Genomic DNA, 16,519 nt, shown 5'->3' on the forward strand with positions numbered 1-16,519 from the left:
AGAAAGAACAAATGAAAGAACCTATTCTTGAAATGCGTGGGATCACAAAGAAATTCGGAAGTGTGACCGCCAACAAAGATGTAGATCTGACACTGTATCCCGGGGAGATTCATGCACTCCTCGGGGAAAATGGTGCAGGTAAAAGTACCCTGATGAATATTTTGAATGGAATCTACAAGCCGAACCATGGAAAAATCTATTATAAAGGCAAGAAAGTTTCCATTCGTTCACCGAGGCATGCAGTCGATATGGGAATCGGAATGGTACATCAGCATTTCCGCCTGATCCCGACTCTGACGGCAGCAGAAAATGTATTTCTGTATATGCCGGACTGTAAGCTGATCCTCAATAAAAAAGAAATGGAAGAACAGATCGGAAAATGGTCTTCTGAGTTTCATCTGAATGTAGACCCGTCTGCGTTGATCTGGCAGTTGTCTGTCGGAGAGCAGCAGAGAGTTGAAATCGTCAAACTGCTCTGTCGTGGGGCAGAGATCCTGATTCTTGATGAGCCGTCCGCAGTTCTGACCGCACAGGAAGCAAAGGAAATGTTCCGTGTGCTGCGTCGGATGGCAGACAGTGGAAAGAGCGTAGTGGTTATTTCCCATAAAATGAATGAAGTTATGGAATTTGCTGACCGCATCACCGTATTAAAAGGCGGTGAGGTGGAAGATACCATGCCGGCATCAGAAGCAACTGTAGAACGCCTGACAAAAGCAGTTGTAGGAGAACGTGAATTAAAGCCTCATAAAAATGAAGGTGGCACATGCAGAGAGGAAGTTGTACTGAAATTGGAAAATCTGTCTGTAAAAAATGACAGAGATCTGATGGCAATCAAAAATGTGTCACTGGATATCCATGCAGGAGAAATTCTTGGAATCGCAGGGGTTGCAGGAAATGGTCAGAAAGAACTGGCAGAGGCTGTTGCCGGACTGAGAAAAGTAGTAGGCGGAACCATCACCATTCACGGGGAAGACGTGACAACACAGGGTGCAAAAGCACGCGTGAAGAAAAGAGTAGGCTTCATTCCGGAAGACAGACTGAGCATGGGACTGGTTCCGGGAATGAATATGGAAGAAAACCGTATTCTGAAAGAATTTGATCTGCCGAAATTCAGCAGACATCATATTTTAAAGAAAAAAGTGATCCACGATACCGTACAGGAAGAAATTAAACGGTACGATATCAAGACTGCCGGAGATAAAAGTCCGGTGTCCCTGATGTCAGGAGGAAATCAGCAGAAGCTGTTAGTTGCGAGAGAAATCGGAGGAGATCCGGTTCTTCTGATCGCAGTCTATCCGTCAAGAGGACTGGATATCGGTGCGGCAGAAGCCATTCATGAGATTCTTCTGGAACAGTGCAGGAAAGGTGTTGCTGTGCTTCTTATTTCAGAGGAACTGGATGAACTGTTTCAGATGTCGGACCGGATCGGAGTACTCTGTTCCGGTGAGATGATGGCAGTCATCGACCGCAAAGAAGCAGATTACGATACGATAGGAAGGCTGATGTCAGGTGAACACTATGAGAAATAAACTACGTTTAGAAAAAAGAGAATCAGTAAGTACGATTCGTATCGTACTTACGTCCATCCTTTTTACATTGATCGCATTTGCATTTTGTGGAATTATCATTGCATCAGTAGGGTTCAATCCGCTGGAAGTTTACGGGAAGATGCTCAATAAAGTATTCCTTTCAGGAAAAGGAATCCGCAAAATGTTCAATGCCAGCCTGCCACTGATGTTCTGCGGACTTGGTGTGGCACTGACGTTTAAAATGAATCTGAATAATATCGGTGCAGAAGGACAGTATGCCATGGGAGCGATTTTCGGTGGAGCTTTTGTACTTTACGGACCAGAGATCCGTGGAATCGGAGGAGGAATCATCCTGGCAGTGATGTGTTTCCTCGGAGGAGCATTCTGGGCCTTGCTCTGTGCGATCCCGAAAGCATACTGGAATGTAAATGAGAGTATTACAACTCTGATGCTCAACTACATTGCGCTGATTATCTTAAGTTACCTTGTTCTTGGTCCATGGAAAATGCCGGGACAGAATGTAGGTCAGACGAAGAGGATCCCGGTTGGACTTGAGATCCCTGAGATCAATGGAATCAGTGCCGGAATCATTCTTGGAATCGTGGCAGCGGTTGTAATCTTCCTTGCATATAAGTATACAACAGACGGATATCAGTTATCAGTGATCCGCAGCAGTCAGAACTCTGCAAGATATGCCGGAATCAATATTAAAAGAAATATCATTCTTGCACTGGTGATCAGTGGAGGACTTGCCGGACTTGCCGGCTATGTACAGTATGCGGGAGTTTCACACCGCATCATGGAGCAGATGCCGAACAATGCCGGATATACCGGAATCGTCATCGCTTATCTGAGCCGCCTGAATCCGCTGGTGATCGTGATCGTGTCAATTTTATTTGCGGGACTGCAGAACAGCAGTGCTACGGTGCAGATCCTGGGTGTGCCGACGCAGATCGCGACAATGATCCAGGGAGCAGTTATGATCTTTGTGATTGCGGGAGATTTCTTCCAGCGTTATAAGATTGTTGTAAATAAGGAGGTGAAAGCATGATCGCATTAATCATTTCATTATGTTCGGGAGCAATCGTCTATGCAGTTTCCGTCATGTATGCCGGGATCGGTGAAACCTTCTCAGAGCGTGCAGGTATCATGAATCTTGGCGTTGAAGGGGTGATGCTGATGGGAGCAGTCAGTGGTTATATCACTGCAGTTCACACACAGAATCTGTTTTTATCATTTCTGGTCGTGCTTTTGACCGGAGCTGCATTAGGTCTTGCATTTGCATTCCTTACCGTAACGCTGCAGTCAGATCAGACTGTATGTGGTATGGCAATGCTGATATTTGGAACAGGATTGAGTGGATTTATTGGAAAAGATGTTTCCGGTGTGGCTGCCAATCTGAAGTTTGAAAAGATCGCAATTCCTGTACTTTCTAAGATTCCTGTGCTTGGAGATATTTTCTTTAAACAGAATCTTCTGACATATGCAATGTACTTTATCATTCCATTATCTATGTTCTATATTTACAGGACAAGATATGGACTGAAGCTGCGTGCGTTGGGGGAAAATCCGGCAGCACTGGACGCAGCGGGAGAAAATGTATTTGCGATGCGTTATGGTTATATCATCTTCGGATGCATGATGATGTCGATCAGCGGGGCGTGCGTTTCGCTGGCAAATACAAACTTCTGGAACAGCGGAATGACAGCCGGAAAAGGCTGGATCGCATTTGCACTGGTTGCATTTTCATCCTGGAATCCGGTCATGCTGATGTGGGGAGCATTGCTCTTCGGATTTATCAGTTGTCTCGGAAGTAATCTGCAGATTTATCTGCCGTCTGTTCCAACGGAGGTATACAGTATGCTTCCGTACATTGCAACTGTGATCGTATTTATACTTTCAACAGGAAACTTCAGAAAGAAGCATACCGCAGAGCCGGCAGCTCTTGCAAAACCTTATGATCGTGAAAGCCGGTAAAAAGATCTGAAAAGAAAAATAAAAAGATTGATAAAAACCGGAAAAAGAGGAGGACAAAATGAAAAAGAAATTACTTAGCTTATTAATGGTAACAGCCCTGACAGCAAGTCTTGTGGCAGGATGTGGATCTAATGGAGATTCAAAAGATAAATCATCCGGTTCAGACAGAGAAACCAAAGATGTATCGGAGCTGGTGATCGGTGAGATCGAATATTCCGTTATTGATGATGGCGGCTGGGCTCAGTCTATGCATGAAGGTCTTGTAAAAGCCTGTGAGGATCTTGGAATCGATACAAAGACAAATCTTCTGACAATGGAAGAGATCTCAGAGGAAGATACATCCCTGATCGAGTCTACAGTGGAAGAGCTTGTAGATGAAGGTGCAGACATTATCTTCGGATGTTCTGCGGGATATTCGGCAATCCTTGCAGAGCTTCAGCAGGAATACCCGGATGTTATCTTTGCACAGCAGAGTAACGATGTTTATGATAACATCATTGAGTTCCAGATCCGTGGATATGAGGGAGATTTCCTGACAGGTTACTTATCAGCACTGATGAATGAAGGATCTAATCAGCTTGGCTTCTGTGCAAGTATGGATGAGGCATCTGTCCGTACAGCAATCAATGCTTATGCACTTGGCGCAAAATATGCAAATCCGGATGCCAAAGTTCAGGTACTCTGGGCTGACAGTTGGTATGATCTTGATGTAGAATCTCAGAATGCCAAGACACTGATTGACAATGGAATCAAATATATGGGAATGGAAGCTTCTTCACCTGCTGTTCCGCAGACCTGTGAAGAGAATGGTGCATTCTGTATCGGTTATAACGTAGATATGCAGGCATCAGCTCCGAAGGCAGTTCTTACATCTTTTGTATGGAACTGGGCTCCGATCTTTGAGGATATCATGAAAAAGACAGCAGATGGAACAATCGATATTTCAGCAAACTATTATGAAGGAGGCGAGTGTGCTGCACTGGCTCCGTTCAATAAAGACCTTGTTCCACAGGAAATCCAGGATAAAGTTGAAGAACTCCGTGAGAAGATCAACAATGGTGACGTACAGGTTTATGCCGGAGAACTGAAAGACGATCAGGGAAATGTACTTGTAAAAGACGGAGAAGTAATGTCTGATGATGATATCCTTGCACAGGACTTCTTTGTAGATAATGTTATCGGTGGAAAGAAATAATAACTCCCAGGTGGACATTTAAGAAGAAACAGAGTCAGAATAAAAGACTGAAAAAATCAGAAAAGATCAGAAAATCAAAGGGCAGACGGTTCGACTGGATCGTCTGCCCTTTGACTATCAGAATATGCAGAGATGCTGGTAAAGGATCCGTTCGAGATCTCTCTGAAAGAAGTCTTGGAGATTTGACTACCAGAATATGCAGAGATGCCGATAAAGGAAAGAGTCTCTGTTTTGTCGGGGATACACATCAGAGATTCAGCAGGTCTTTTTAGCAAATTGTAGATATAATTCAAAAAAAATATTTTTTTGAAAAAAATAAAAAAAGTGCTTGCATTCCTGAAAGAACTATTATATAATAACTCTTGTCTTAAGGAAAGGACATACAACTTAAGAGAAGCGCGATTAGCTCAGTTGGTAGAGCACCTGACTCTTAATCAGGGTGTCCAGGGTTCGAACCCCTGATCGCGCACTAGTGATCATCGTTTTTGCAGACGTAGGAGCTGTGGGGACGGTGATTTTTTGTGCCTGAAAAAATAAGAATATCGCTGGAAAATTGTGAAAAATAACGATAAAATGGAAATCAAAGAACGGTATTACCAGGTAATTGCGAAACAAGTTCGCAATCTTGATTGAAAACAAGGATAGACTTCTTTAAAGTGGTTGATGGACTTTTCAACGTTTACACGGATTTTATAAGTTTCTTCCCATTCTGTCGAACCTCGTTCAACTCCGGGATAGGCACGAAGATTCTTTTCCACAACGATATCCGGATGAGCCATAGGCAGCCTTATAAGGATCATAGCTTTTATCAAGGTTGTTTGCCTTTGCAAAAGCCTTTAACTGTTTGATAATACGGTTTGCGTATTTTGGATTATTTTCAGTGACCCGGGCTTCAATGCCAGAGGTATCGAAGATAGTCATAGTCGCCAGATGAGGGTCAAGTTTTTGGCAGATCGGTTCGGTAATATCAACCATGTGATCGAACATAGATTGTAAGTCCATCAGGAAATCTTGTTTGAAACGGGTGAATTTTGAGGCATCAGGAACAACATCAAAGCCACAGAAATCACGTAATTCCTGAGAGTATTTCAAGAAAACAATCAGGAGCGTATCAGTCGGGATTGAGAATATACGCTGAATCAGAAAAGCCTTAAGCATTGGATAAAGTTGGTGCTTTCGAGGTCTTCCGGTTGAAGCGTGGAAATGAGTAACAAAAGAAACAAGAACAATTTCATCAAGGTTAATGGTTTCATCAAGAAGTGAAAGGAACTGGTATTTGTTGTTGTCGAATTTATTTTGGCAATCATCAAAAACTTCTGCCAAAGAGAGCTACTTATGTGTTATCATGTAGCTATATCTCCTTTAGGTGGATTGGTTGATACTTTCTCGCAACTCTATTTTACCATAAATCTTGAGGAGATATTTTATTTTAACAACAAAAAATGCCGTATTTATGCGGCTTTTGGCGTTTCGCAAACGCCTAAATGAATAATGTAAGAGTAAGGAGAAAAATTATGTATTTTGTACCGAACGGCACGAAAGAGTGCGGTTATTATGAATGTAAAAAGTGTGGTTATCGTTTTCTGTCTTTGCAGACGATGAAAAAGATTGCGTGTCCTGATTGTGAGTCAGAGATTGATTATGAAATCGGACCGGATGAATCAATGGAAAATGTCATTGATACAGCAGAATTGCTGGAGAAGATCGAAGGAGAAGAAGAGGTTGAAAAGATGGATACTCTTTTAAGCCTTGCGATCACCGGAGGGGATGAAAGCTGGATTTAAACTCTCATGTTACATTAGAGTTCCTGATGAGCTATACATAAGCTAAAAAGAGTATGAGGATTTTCAGGAGGCAGAAATGGACGAAAAAAGGACAGGGTATATCAGCATCGGAGAGATGGCGAAGATGAACCGGACAACTGTGCCGACATTGAGGCTGTATGACTCAATGAAGCTGCTTACCCCATGTTATGTGGATGAAAAGACGCATTATCGGTATTATGATATCAAGCAGAATGCCAGATTGGACATGATTCAGTATATGAAAGAGCTGGGAATGGAATTAAAAGAGATTAAGAGTATCCTTGACCGGAAAGATCTGGATCTGATAGAAGATGTACTGATGCAGAAAAGAGAGCAGACACTGCAGGAGATGGAGGAGCTGAAATTTAAAATGGAGGCGATCGACCGGACTGTGGCATCGATCAAGCGTTACAAAAAATCCCCTGCAAGTGGAACTATTACGTTGGAGTACATTCCGGATCGTACCATTTATTCCATGACGGTGGATAAGAATTTTTATGATTACAATATTGATACATACGAACTGATTCTGAAGCAACTGAAAAATAAGCTGATGGAATGCGACATTCCACAGGTCTACTATTGTAATGCGGGAACGTTGATGAGCCGGAGAAGGTTTGAAGAGCAGATTTTTTATTCTAATGAGATTTTTATTTTCGTAGATGATAATTTTCCGCTTCAGGACAGGGTACAGAAGATTGAAAATGGAATGTATGCATGTATTTATACGGAAGATTTTGATGAAGAACAGGAGTGTGCTGCAAGGCTGTTGGAATATTGTAAAAAGAACCACTATGAAATCTGTGGAGATTATATCTGTGAAGAGATCATGGAAATGCATATTTTTAATGAACGGAAAAGAGCCATGTATTTGCGGCTCCAGATTCCTGTAAAAATGAACAAATAATTTGTCGGATTTCTGTGACAAAAGATGATTGACTCTCAAGTTACTTCAGACTTTATACTGAACTTAGATAAAAATTTAACAAATGAAAAGGAAGATAAAAGGAATTTGTTAAGACAGAAACTGGTATTTCGGTACTGCTTGATCCGGTGTCTGTCAGGGCGATGAAAGCAGTACAGAGAGGAAGGTCAGTATGGAGAAAATTAAAGTAATTCAGTATGGATGCGGCAAGATGAGTAAGTATACATTACGTTATCTTTATGAAACCGGATGCCAGATCGTTGGTGCGATTGACTGTAATCCTGCAATCGTCGGAATGGACATTGGCGATTATGCAGGGCTGGGTGTAAAGACCGGAATCTTGATAAGTGATAATGCCGATGAAGTTCTGGACAATACAGATGCAGACATTGCAGTTGTTACTTTATTTAGTCTTGTAAGTGAATGTTTCCCTCACTATATGAAGTGCCTGAGCAGAGGAATCAGCGTTATCACAACTTGTGAGGAGGCAACTTACTGTTGGACGACAGATCCTGTCAGAGCGAATATTCTGGATGTGACGGCGAAAGAGAATGGCTGTACATTTGTCGGAAGTGGTATGGAAGATATTTTCTGGGTAAATATGGTTGGCATGGTAGCCGGTGGATGCCATAAGATCGAGAAGATTGAAGGTGCAGTAAGTTATAATGTAGAGGATTATGGACTGGCACTTGCCAAAGCACATGGTGTAGGTCTGACGCCGGAAGAGTTTGAAAAGCAGATTGCACATCCGGAAGAGATAGAGCCATCTTATGTATGGAATTCCAATGAGGCACTTGCTTCAAAGATGGGATGGACGATCAAGAGCCAGACGCAGAAATGTGTGCCATATTTTCATGATACAGATCTGTATTCATCTACTTTGGATGCGACGATTCCAAAGGGAAATTGTATCGGTATGGCAGCAGTTGTTACAACGGAGACATTCCAGGGACCGGTCATCGAGACGCAGTGTATCGGAAAGGTGTACGGAGCAGACGATGGAGATATGTGTGACTGGAAGATTACGGGAGAACCGGACACAGAGTTTCATGTTGTAAAACCGGCAACAGTGGAACATACCTGTGCAACGATCGTTAACAGAATCCCGGCAGTGCTTCTTGCTCCGGCAGGACTGGTAACGATGGATCAGCTGGAGGAAATTGCATATCCGACCTATCCGATGGAATTTTATCTGTAGTCAGATGCAGACTGTATTCTACAGATGAAAAGAATAGAAAGAAAATAAGATTAAAAATGAGATCCTGCTTTTTTAAGCAGGGTCTTTTTGCTACCTATTGCGAGATTCCTGCATAATATCTAAGTAAATATAAAGTGATGCAGGGAGAGAAAGGCGAATAATCTGATCCTGAGTTACTGTTCAGTGAACAGTAACCATAAAATCAATTATCATGCAGAAGGGAACTTTATTGTACAGCATTTGTTGTAAAATAAGGACGGAAACAGCAGAATGGTGGCAGGAATCTTTTCACGGTTGATAAAAAAGAGGCGTTCATGATAAAATGAAAAAGTGGTGATAAGATTTTGAACGATTTACTTTCAGGGGTTTTATTACCTTTTTTAGTAGGTGAAAATAAAAATAGATAAAAAAAGAGCCTGTATAACAGGCTCATCCACACTCTGTGGGTCACATATGTGACGATTTGAAAAAATTCTTATTTGAACTTATGATGTAAATTAGTATGGTACTAATACAGTTTTAGTATAAGAGTGAAAAAGATAAATGTCAATAGCTAGATTAAAGAAAAGAGTGCAAAGAAAAAGAAGCCAAAGAAAAGAAAGAAAAAGGAACGAAGGAGGAAGTTTATGGGAAAAGGGTATTATGTAGGACTTGATATGGGAACTGGATCAGTTGGATGGGCTGTAACAGATGAAAGCTATCAAATCCTCAGACGTCACGGAAAAGCAATGTGGGGCGTAAGACTTTTTGAAAGTGCTAAGACTGCGGAAGAGCGGAGAATGTTCAGAACAGGAAGGAGAAGACTGGACAGACGGGGATGGAGGATTGAAATTTTGCAGGAGATTTTTGCAGAAGAGATCAGCCGGGTTGATCCTGGATTTTTCCTGAGAATGAAAGAGAGTAAATATTATCCGGAAGATAAAAGAGATATACAGGGAAATTGCCCGGAACTTCCGTATACACTTTTTGTGGACAAGACTTTTACGGATAAGGATTTTCATAAAAAGTATCCGACAATTTATCATTTAAGAAAGATGCTGATGGAGACGGAAGATACTCCGGATATGCGACTTGTTTATCTGGCACTGCATCATATGATGAAGCATCGGGGACATTTTCTTCTTTCCGGTGATATCAGTCAGGTCACGGAATTTAAAAATACATTCAATCAGTTTATTGAGAATATCAGAAATGAAGAGATGGATTTTGAAATTGAACTGGATGAAAGTGCGGTTCAGATGATTGAGGAAACGTTAAAAGATAAAAATCTTACCCGTTCAGCGAAAAAGTCGAAACTGGTAAAAGGATTAAATGCAAAAAATGTCCGGGATAAAGCGTTTTTGACATTGCTTTCAGGTGGAACAGTAAAACTGAGTGATCTGTTTGGAATGGAAGAACTGAATGAAGGAGAGAGACCAAAGATTTCTTTTGCGGATAATGGATATGAGGAATATGCGGCTGTCGTTGAAATGGAACTTGGTGAGCTGTACTATATCGTGGAGTCTGCAAAAGCCGTGTATGACTGGGCGATTCTTTCAGATATTTTGGGAGGAAGTACGTCTGTTTCTGATGCGAAAGTCAGAGCGTATGAAAAGCACAAAGCAGATCTGAAGTATTTGAAAGCTGTCGTAAAAGAGTATTTTCCGAAAGAAGTTTATAATGCTGTATTTGTGGAAAGTTCGGATAAGTTGAACAATTATCCGGCGTATATTGGCATGACGAAGAAGAACGGAAAAAAGGTATCGCTTGAGGGGAAACGGTGCAGCAGGGAAGAATTTATGGATTTCTTGAAAAAGAATATTGTTGTAAAGCTGCCGGATGAAGAAGCTAAAATGTATCTGCAAAGTGAGCTTGAAAAGGATTCTTTTCTGCCAAAGCAGGTAAATAAGGATAATGGTGTTATTCCGTACCAGGTGCATAAATATGAACTGAAGAAGATTTTAGATAATCTGGGCGATAAAATTCCATTTTTAAAAGAAAATGCAGAAAAAATAGAAAAATTATTTAGTTTCAGGATTCCATATTATGTGGGACCACTTAGGACAGGCAATGGAGAAAATTCCAAATTTGCGTGGGCAGAGCGAAAAAGTACTGAGAAAATCTATCCGTGGAATTTTGAAAATGTAATTGATGTGGAGCAGAGTGCAGAAAATTTTATCCGTCGTATGACGAATAAATGCACTTATCTGATCGGAGAAGATGTATTGCCGAAAGATTCATTGCTTTACAGTAAATTTATGGTTCTGAACGAGTTAAATAATCTTCGGCTGGATGGACAGAAAATATCTGTAGAATTGAAGCAGAAGATTTATAGAGACGTTTTTTGCAGAAGCCGTAAAGTGACTCAGAAAAAACTGAAATCTTATCTGATCAGAGAGGGAATCGCCGGGAAAAATGTAGAACTGACGGGGATAGATGGAGATTTTAAAGGCTCATTGACAGCGTATCATGATTTTAAAGAAAAGCTGATCGATGTGGAACTTACGCAGAAAGAAAAAGAAGAGATCATATTAAATATTGTGCTGTTTGGTGATGATAAGAAGCTTTTAAAGCAAAGACTAAAGAAAAAATTTCCGCAACTTACCGAAAAGCAGATTAATACAGTCACTGCACTTTCATATAAAGGATGGGGAAGATTGTCAAAAAAACTATTGGAAGAAGTGACTGTGCCTGCACCGGAAACTGGAGAGGTATGGAATATCATAACGGCATTGTGGGAGACGAATGATAATTTCATGCAACTGTTGAGCAAAGAATATCAATTTTCCGACAGGATAGAGGAGTTTAATGAGGAAAAGGCGGATCCGGAAGTGTCGTATCAGACAATAGAAGATCTGTATGTTTCACCTGCTGTGAAAAGACAGATCTGGCAGACATTACAGATCATTCAGGAAATTGAAAAAGTTATGGGAGAAAAGCCAAAAAGAGTCTTTGTTGAGATGGCAAGAGAAAAGCAGGAAAATAAGAGGACGGAATCAAGAAAAAAGACGCTGTCAGATCTGTACACAAAATGTAAAAAGGAAGAGCCGGAATGGATAGAAGCTTTATGTACAAGTCTTGAGAAGCATGAAGAACACCAGTTAAGAAGTGATAAATTATATTTATATTATACACAGAAAGGCAGATGTATGTATTCCGGTGAGCCGATCGATCTGGAAGATTTATGGGATAATACAAAGTATGATATTGATCATATTTACCCACAGTCTAAAACGATGGATGATAGTCTGAAGAACCGGGTACTGGTAAAAAAAGAATACAATGCCAAAAAATCAGATACTTATCCGATCGCAGCAGACATTCAAAAGAAAATGATGCCATTTTGGAAATCCCTTTTGACAGGAGGATTTATTCCAAAAGAAAAATATGACCGCCTGGTTCGGAATAATCCTCTGGATGCCAATGAACTGGCAGGATTTATTGAGCGTCAGATCGTTGAAACGCGACAGAGTACAAAAGCTGTTGCTGAAATTTTAAAGAAAATTCTTCCTGATACGGAAATTGTTTATGTGAAAGCAAAGACAGTTTCAAAATTCAGGCAGGATTTTGATTTTATTAAAGTGAGGGACATGAATGATCTTCATCATGCAAAAGATGCTTACCTGAATATTGTTGTAGGAAATGTTTATTTTGTAAAATTTACAAAAAATGCAGCATGGTTTGTGAAAGAAAATCCGGGGCGAACATATAATCTTGAAAAAATGTTTATATGGGATGTCGCGAGAGATGGAGAAATCGCCTGGAAAGCGGGAAAGAGTGGCTCTATTGTTCAGGTCAGAGCCATGATGGAGAAGAATCATATTCTTGTGACGCGTCGATCCTATGAAGTAAAAGGTGGATTATTTGATCAGCAGATTCTGAAAAAAGGAAAGGGGCAGGTGCCGGTCAAAGAAAGTGATGAACGATTGCGGGATATCGGAAAATACGGAGGATATAATAAGGCAGCAGGAGTTTATTTTATGCTTGTAAGCTCAAAAGATAAGAAAGGAAAAGAGCAGAGAACGATTGAGTTCGTACCAATTTATCTAAAAGACAGAGTGGAAAAAGATATGGAAAGTGCCAGAAACTATCTGATGGAAGAACGTGGATTGAGAGAGCCGAAAATACTGATCAAAAAGATTAAAATTGATACTTTATTTAAAGTCGATGGATTTTATATGTGGCTTTCTGGAAGAACTAGTAATCAGTTGATTTTTAAAGGTGCAAATCAACTGATTTTATCAAAAGAGGATATGAAAACTTTAAAAAAAGTAGTGAAATATATTCAGAGACAGAAAGAAGATAAGAATGTAAAGATCAGTATGCGTGATGGAATAACAGAAGAAGAGTTGCTGAAGCTTTATGAGACATTTTTAGATAAGATCCGGCACAGTATTTATGGGGCGCGACTCTCTTCACAGGAAAAAACGCTGGTCAATGGAAAAGAGAAATTTATTGATCTCTCCGTTGAAGCAAAGTGTCAGGTGTTGTATGAAATTCTGCATTTATTCCAGTGTCAGAGTGGAGCAGCAAATCTGAAAATGATCGGAGGTCCGGCAAGTGCAGGAATCCTGGTCATGAATAATAATATCAGTAAATGTAAAAATATTTCTATTGTCAATCAGTCTCCTACAGGAATTTATGAAAAAGAGATTGATCTTTTAAGAGTATGAGCTGGCGGACGATCGTCATTACCAAAAGAGCTAAATTAGATTTACAACTTGGATTTATGGTGGTGAGAGGGGAACATACGACGAAAGTAGCGTTGAATGAGATTGCTGTAGTATTGATAGAATCTACAGCAGTCTCGCTCACGACCAGTCTGTTGGCAGAACTGACGAAAAGAAAGGTTAAAGTTATCTTTTGTGATGAAAAAAGAAATCCGTCATCAGAACTGGTCAGCTATTATGGAAGTCATGATACCAGTAATAAGATTCGTAAGCAGATTGCGTGGAGACAAAATACAAAAGAAGCTGTCTGGACGGAAATTGTATCTGAAAAAATCAGAAAGCAAAAAGAATTATTAGAATTATTGGGAAAGGAAGAAGCTGAGCTTCTGTCATCTTATTTACAGCAGATCGCATGGAATGATGAAACCAACAGGGAAGGACATGCCGCAAAAGTATATTTTAATGCATTATTCGGGCTTGATTTCACCAGAACAGAGGATAATCTTATCAATGCAGCTTTGAATTATGGATATTCAATTATTTTATCGTCCTTTACAAGGGAAATTGTAGCAAATGGATATATAACTCAACTGGGACTTTTTCATGATAATATGTTTAATCAGTTTAATCTGGCTTCAGATCTGATGGAACCGTTCAGACCGCTAGTGGATAAATGTGTTCTGGGAATGAAACTGGAGCAGTTTGAACATGAAGAAAAAATGTGGCTGGTTGATATCCTGAATCAGGAAGTACAGATTGACGGAAAAATCCAGTATGTGAGTAATGCAATAAAAATTTATTGCAAAAGTGTATTTGACGCATTGAATGAGGATGACAGTGCATTGGTTCGATTTTATAAAATTGAGTTATAGATTTATGAGGGTATTAGTATTTTTTGATCTTCCGGTAATAACGGGTGAAAATAAAAGAGCCTATAGAAAATTCAGAAAATATCTTCTAAAGAATGGATTTCTTATGCTGCAGGAATCAGTGTACTGTAAACTTGCATTAAATGGAACTGCAGTTAAGGCGATTGTAGATAATGTCCATAAGAACAAACCGGAAAAAGGTTTGATCCAGCTGCTGACGGTAACTGAAAAGCAGTATGCAAAGATGGATATTGTAATAGGTGAGACAAAAAGTGAAGTATTAGATACAGATGAAAGGCTGGTGATTCTATGAAGCTGGTACATATCAACCTGAATGAAGGTATTCTTGTCGATGCAATTAATTGCACAGAATGGGTAATAGAATCACCCGAATACTTTTCAGAATATGTAATGGAATTAGCAGGGCAGGTGGAAGGAAAAGAAGGCAGATTCGTATTATCAGATAATGAAAAAGAAGTTGATATTTCTAAAAATGTAGAGCTGATCTTTAATATTTTTGCATTAGATATAAATGAAAGAAAACTGATCAGCAAACTTTATATGGAATTGGAAAAGCTTACTGCGGACGAACGATTCTATGTGAAAACCCAGGAAATGAAGCAATATCTGCAAGAGTATTTATTACAGCTTGAACAGGAGACAGACTATATCCTTGATCTTGCGGATGAAATAGATTTTGCCTCATTATTTAAAGCTTTTGGTATTAAATATGAGGTACTGGAAGAAAACTTCTTAGAACGTCTTGTGAGATATATGCGAATAGTGGAACGATTATTAAAGAAAAAGCTTTTTGTATTTGTTAATTTGCGAAGTTATTTATCAAATCAGCAGATTGATGAATTAATAAAAGAAGCGACGTATCAGGAAATTCAGCTTTTATTGATTGAAACCTGTGCGAGAGATTGCATTGAGGGTGTAACAAGGTATATTATAGATAAAGATGGATGTGAAATATAACATCCTAACAGTTTGAGTACCTGTATTTTATGCGAATGATGGCATTTCATTTTTGAATTTGAGGTTTGAGAATGATGTAAAAATGTATGGTACTCAAACACTTGTGATGATTGCCCCTTGTCAATCTTTGTTTGAGAATGATGTAAAAATGTATGGTACTCAAACAGAATCCTTGCAACAGGTTTTACTTTCCACGTTTGAGAATGATGTAAAAATGTATGGTACTCAAACTATCCAATAATGCCTGTAACTCCGATTCTGTTTGAGAATGATGTAAAAATGTATGGTACTCAAACATGCAGTGGATGTTACAGAAGTATAGTAGTGTTTGAGAATGATGTAAAAATGTATGGTACTCAAACGAAGCAGAACGCACATGAACTGTATGCGGTGTTTGAGAATGATGTAAAAATGTATGGTACTCAAACTCTTTTGCCATGTTCTCAACCGTATCTTCGTTTGAGAATGATGTAAAAATGTATGGTACTCAAACAATAAAGCCATACAATCACTCCACACGGTAGTTTGAGAATGATGTAAAAATGTATGGTACTCAAACAGTTTTGACAGGAACAAAGAATCTCCCATCGTTTGAGAATGATGTAAAAATGTATGGTACTCAAACCAACCGATCCATTCGCATCTGATACAAGCTGTTTGAGAATGATGTAAAAATGTATGGTACTCAAACGACGGGAAAGCTGTGGATGCAGAGACAGGGTTTGAGAATGATGTAAAAATGTATGGTACTCAAACGTGGTCAAAGAAGAAGAGCAGGGACGGGTTGTTTGAGAATGATGTAAAAATGTATGGTACTCAAACCAATCAATGAATCAGAAATGATACAGAATGTTTGAGAATGATGTAAAAATGTATGGTACTCAAACACAAAATTCTCGGGAATTTTAAACCAGCGGTTTGAGAATGATGTAAAAATGTATGGTACTCAAACTGGATGCATGGTCCTGGACATTCTTTCGCCGTTTGAGAATGATGTAAAAATGTATGGTACTCAAACCATAGTGGCTACATTCCTCATCTGCAATATGTTTGAGAATGATGTAAAAATGTATGGTACTCAAACCAATCTTTGCATCTCTTGACATATTTTCTGTTTGAGAATGATGTAAAAATGTATGGTACTCAAACTCATCTTCTTCAATGGAATCGTATGATCCGGTTTGAGAATGATGTAAAAATGTATGGTACTCAAACTGCGGTGGCAGATATCGGGCAGCAGTGTAAGTTTGAGAATGATGTAAAAATGTATGGTACTCAAACTAAGCACAGGGAAATCATCAAAGATTCTTATACATGGAACTTCAAAAACGTGGCATATTCCGCATGATGCATGGAAAATTATAAAAGAAAATCATTACGAGTGGACAGCTCAT

General features: G+C 39.5%; 11 protein-coding genes, 1 tRNA gene, 1 pseudogene and 1 CRISPR repeat array. Of the genes and pseudogenes, 12 read left to right on the forward strand and 1 reads right to left on the reverse strand.

Features of this window, described 5'->3' with window-relative positions; all coding sequences use genetic code 11:
• Nucleotides 1-11: 11 nt before the first annotated feature.
• From NQ541_RS01495 to NQ541_RS01515, 5 genes are all read left to right on the forward strand, one after another.
• Nucleotides 12-1,529: an ABC transporter ATP-binding protein gene (locus NQ541_RS01495; RefSeq protein WP_005609695.1), complete on the forward strand. Its 1,518-nt coding sequence runs from the start codon at nt 12-14 to the stop codon at nt 1,527-1,529.
• Entirely contained in the window at nt 1,519-2,580 is a 1,062-nt protein-coding gene (locus NQ541_RS01500; RefSeq protein ID WP_005609694.1) for an ABC transporter permease, read from the forward strand. Before NQ541_RS01495 ends, NQ541_RS01500 begins: the two co-directional genes overlap by 11 nt.
• Nucleotides 2,577-3,506, forward strand: a complete 930-nt coding sequence (locus NQ541_RS01505) for an ABC transporter permease (protein WP_005609693.1) — start codon at nt 2,577-2,579, stop codon at nt 3,504-3,506. The genes NQ541_RS01500 and NQ541_RS01505 overlap by 4 nt, the downstream gene beginning before the upstream one ends.
• 58 nt (nt 3,507-3,564) lie before the next feature.
• Nucleotides 3,565-4,701, forward strand: a complete 1,137-nt coding sequence (locus NQ541_RS01510; protein ID WP_005609692.1) for a BMP family ABC transporter substrate-binding protein — start codon at nt 3,565-3,567, stop codon at nt 4,699-4,701.
• A gap of 396 nt (nt 4,702-5,097) precedes the next feature.
• Nucleotides 5,098-5,170, forward strand: a tRNA-Lys gene (locus tag NQ541_RS01515).
• A gap of 302 nt (nt 5,171-5,472) precedes the next feature.
• Here NQ541_RS01515 and NQ541_RS01520 read toward each other — a convergent pair.
• Nucleotides 5,473-6,024: pseudogene (locus NQ541_RS01520) on the reverse strand (transposase); the annotation flags it as partial.
• A gap of 191 nt (nt 6,025-6,215) precedes the next feature.
• Here NQ541_RS01520 and NQ541_RS01525 point away from each other — a divergent pair.
• The 7 genes from NQ541_RS01525 to csn2 all read left to right on the forward strand — a co-directional run bounded on the left by NQ541_RS01525 (nt 6,216) and on the right by csn2 (nt 15,125).
• A complete protein-coding gene (locus NQ541_RS01525; RefSeq protein WP_044940183.1) occupies nt 6,216-6,485 on the forward strand; it encodes an FmdB family zinc ribbon protein in 270 nt (89 codons plus the stop codon).
• 76 nt (nt 6,486-6,561) lie between these two features.
• Complete coding sequence (locus NQ541_RS01530; protein ID WP_005609685.1) at nt 6,562-7,413, forward strand: MerR family transcriptional regulator; 852 nt, start codon at nt 6,562-6,564, stop codon at nt 7,411-7,413.
• A gap of 190 nt (nt 7,414-7,603) precedes the next feature.
• Nucleotides 7,604-8,629, forward strand: coding sequence for an NAD(P)H-dependent amine dehydrogenase family protein (locus NQ541_RS01535; RefSeq protein ID WP_005609679.1), 1,026 nt, complete (start codon nt 7,604-7,606; stop codon nt 8,627-8,629).
• A 626-nt stretch (nt 8,630-9,255) separates the two neighbouring features.
• Nucleotides 9,256-13,281: a type II CRISPR RNA-guided endonuclease Cas9 gene (gene cas9 / locus NQ541_RS01540; RefSeq protein ID WP_005609677.1), complete on the forward strand. Its 4,026-nt coding sequence runs from the start codon at nt 9,256-9,258 to the stop codon at nt 13,279-13,281.
• Nucleotides 13,278-14,150: a type II CRISPR-associated endonuclease Cas1 gene (gene cas1, locus NQ541_RS01545; protein WP_005609676.1), complete on the forward strand. Its 873-nt coding sequence runs from the start codon at nt 13,278-13,280 to the stop codon at nt 14,148-14,150. Before cas9 ends, cas1 begins: the two co-directional genes overlap by 4 nt.
• Nucleotides 14,151-14,154: 4 nt before the next feature.
• Nucleotides 14,155-14,460: a CRISPR-associated endonuclease Cas2 gene (gene cas2 / locus NQ541_RS01550; RefSeq protein WP_005609675.1), complete on the forward strand. Its 306-nt coding sequence runs from the start codon at nt 14,155-14,157 to the stop codon at nt 14,458-14,460.
• Complete coding sequence (gene csn2, locus NQ541_RS01555) at nt 14,457-15,125, forward strand: type II-A CRISPR-associated protein Csn2 (RefSeq protein ID WP_005609674.1); 669 nt, start codon at nt 14,457-14,459, stop codon at nt 15,123-15,125. Before cas2 ends, csn2 begins: the two co-directional genes overlap by 4 nt.
• Before the next feature lie 63 nt (nt 15,126-15,188).
• Nucleotides 15,189-16,407: direct repeats of the CRISPR family, unit length 36 nt; unit sequence GTTTGAGAATGATGTAAAAATGTATGGTACTCAAAC.
• Nucleotides 16,408-16,519: the final 112 nt, after the last annotated feature.

Source organism: [Ruminococcus] lactaris ATCC 29176 (genome assembly GCF_025152405.1).
In the GTDB taxonomy this organism is placed as follows: Bacteria; Bacillota; Clostridia; order Lachnospirales; family Lachnospiraceae; genus Mediterraneibacter; species Mediterraneibacter lactaris.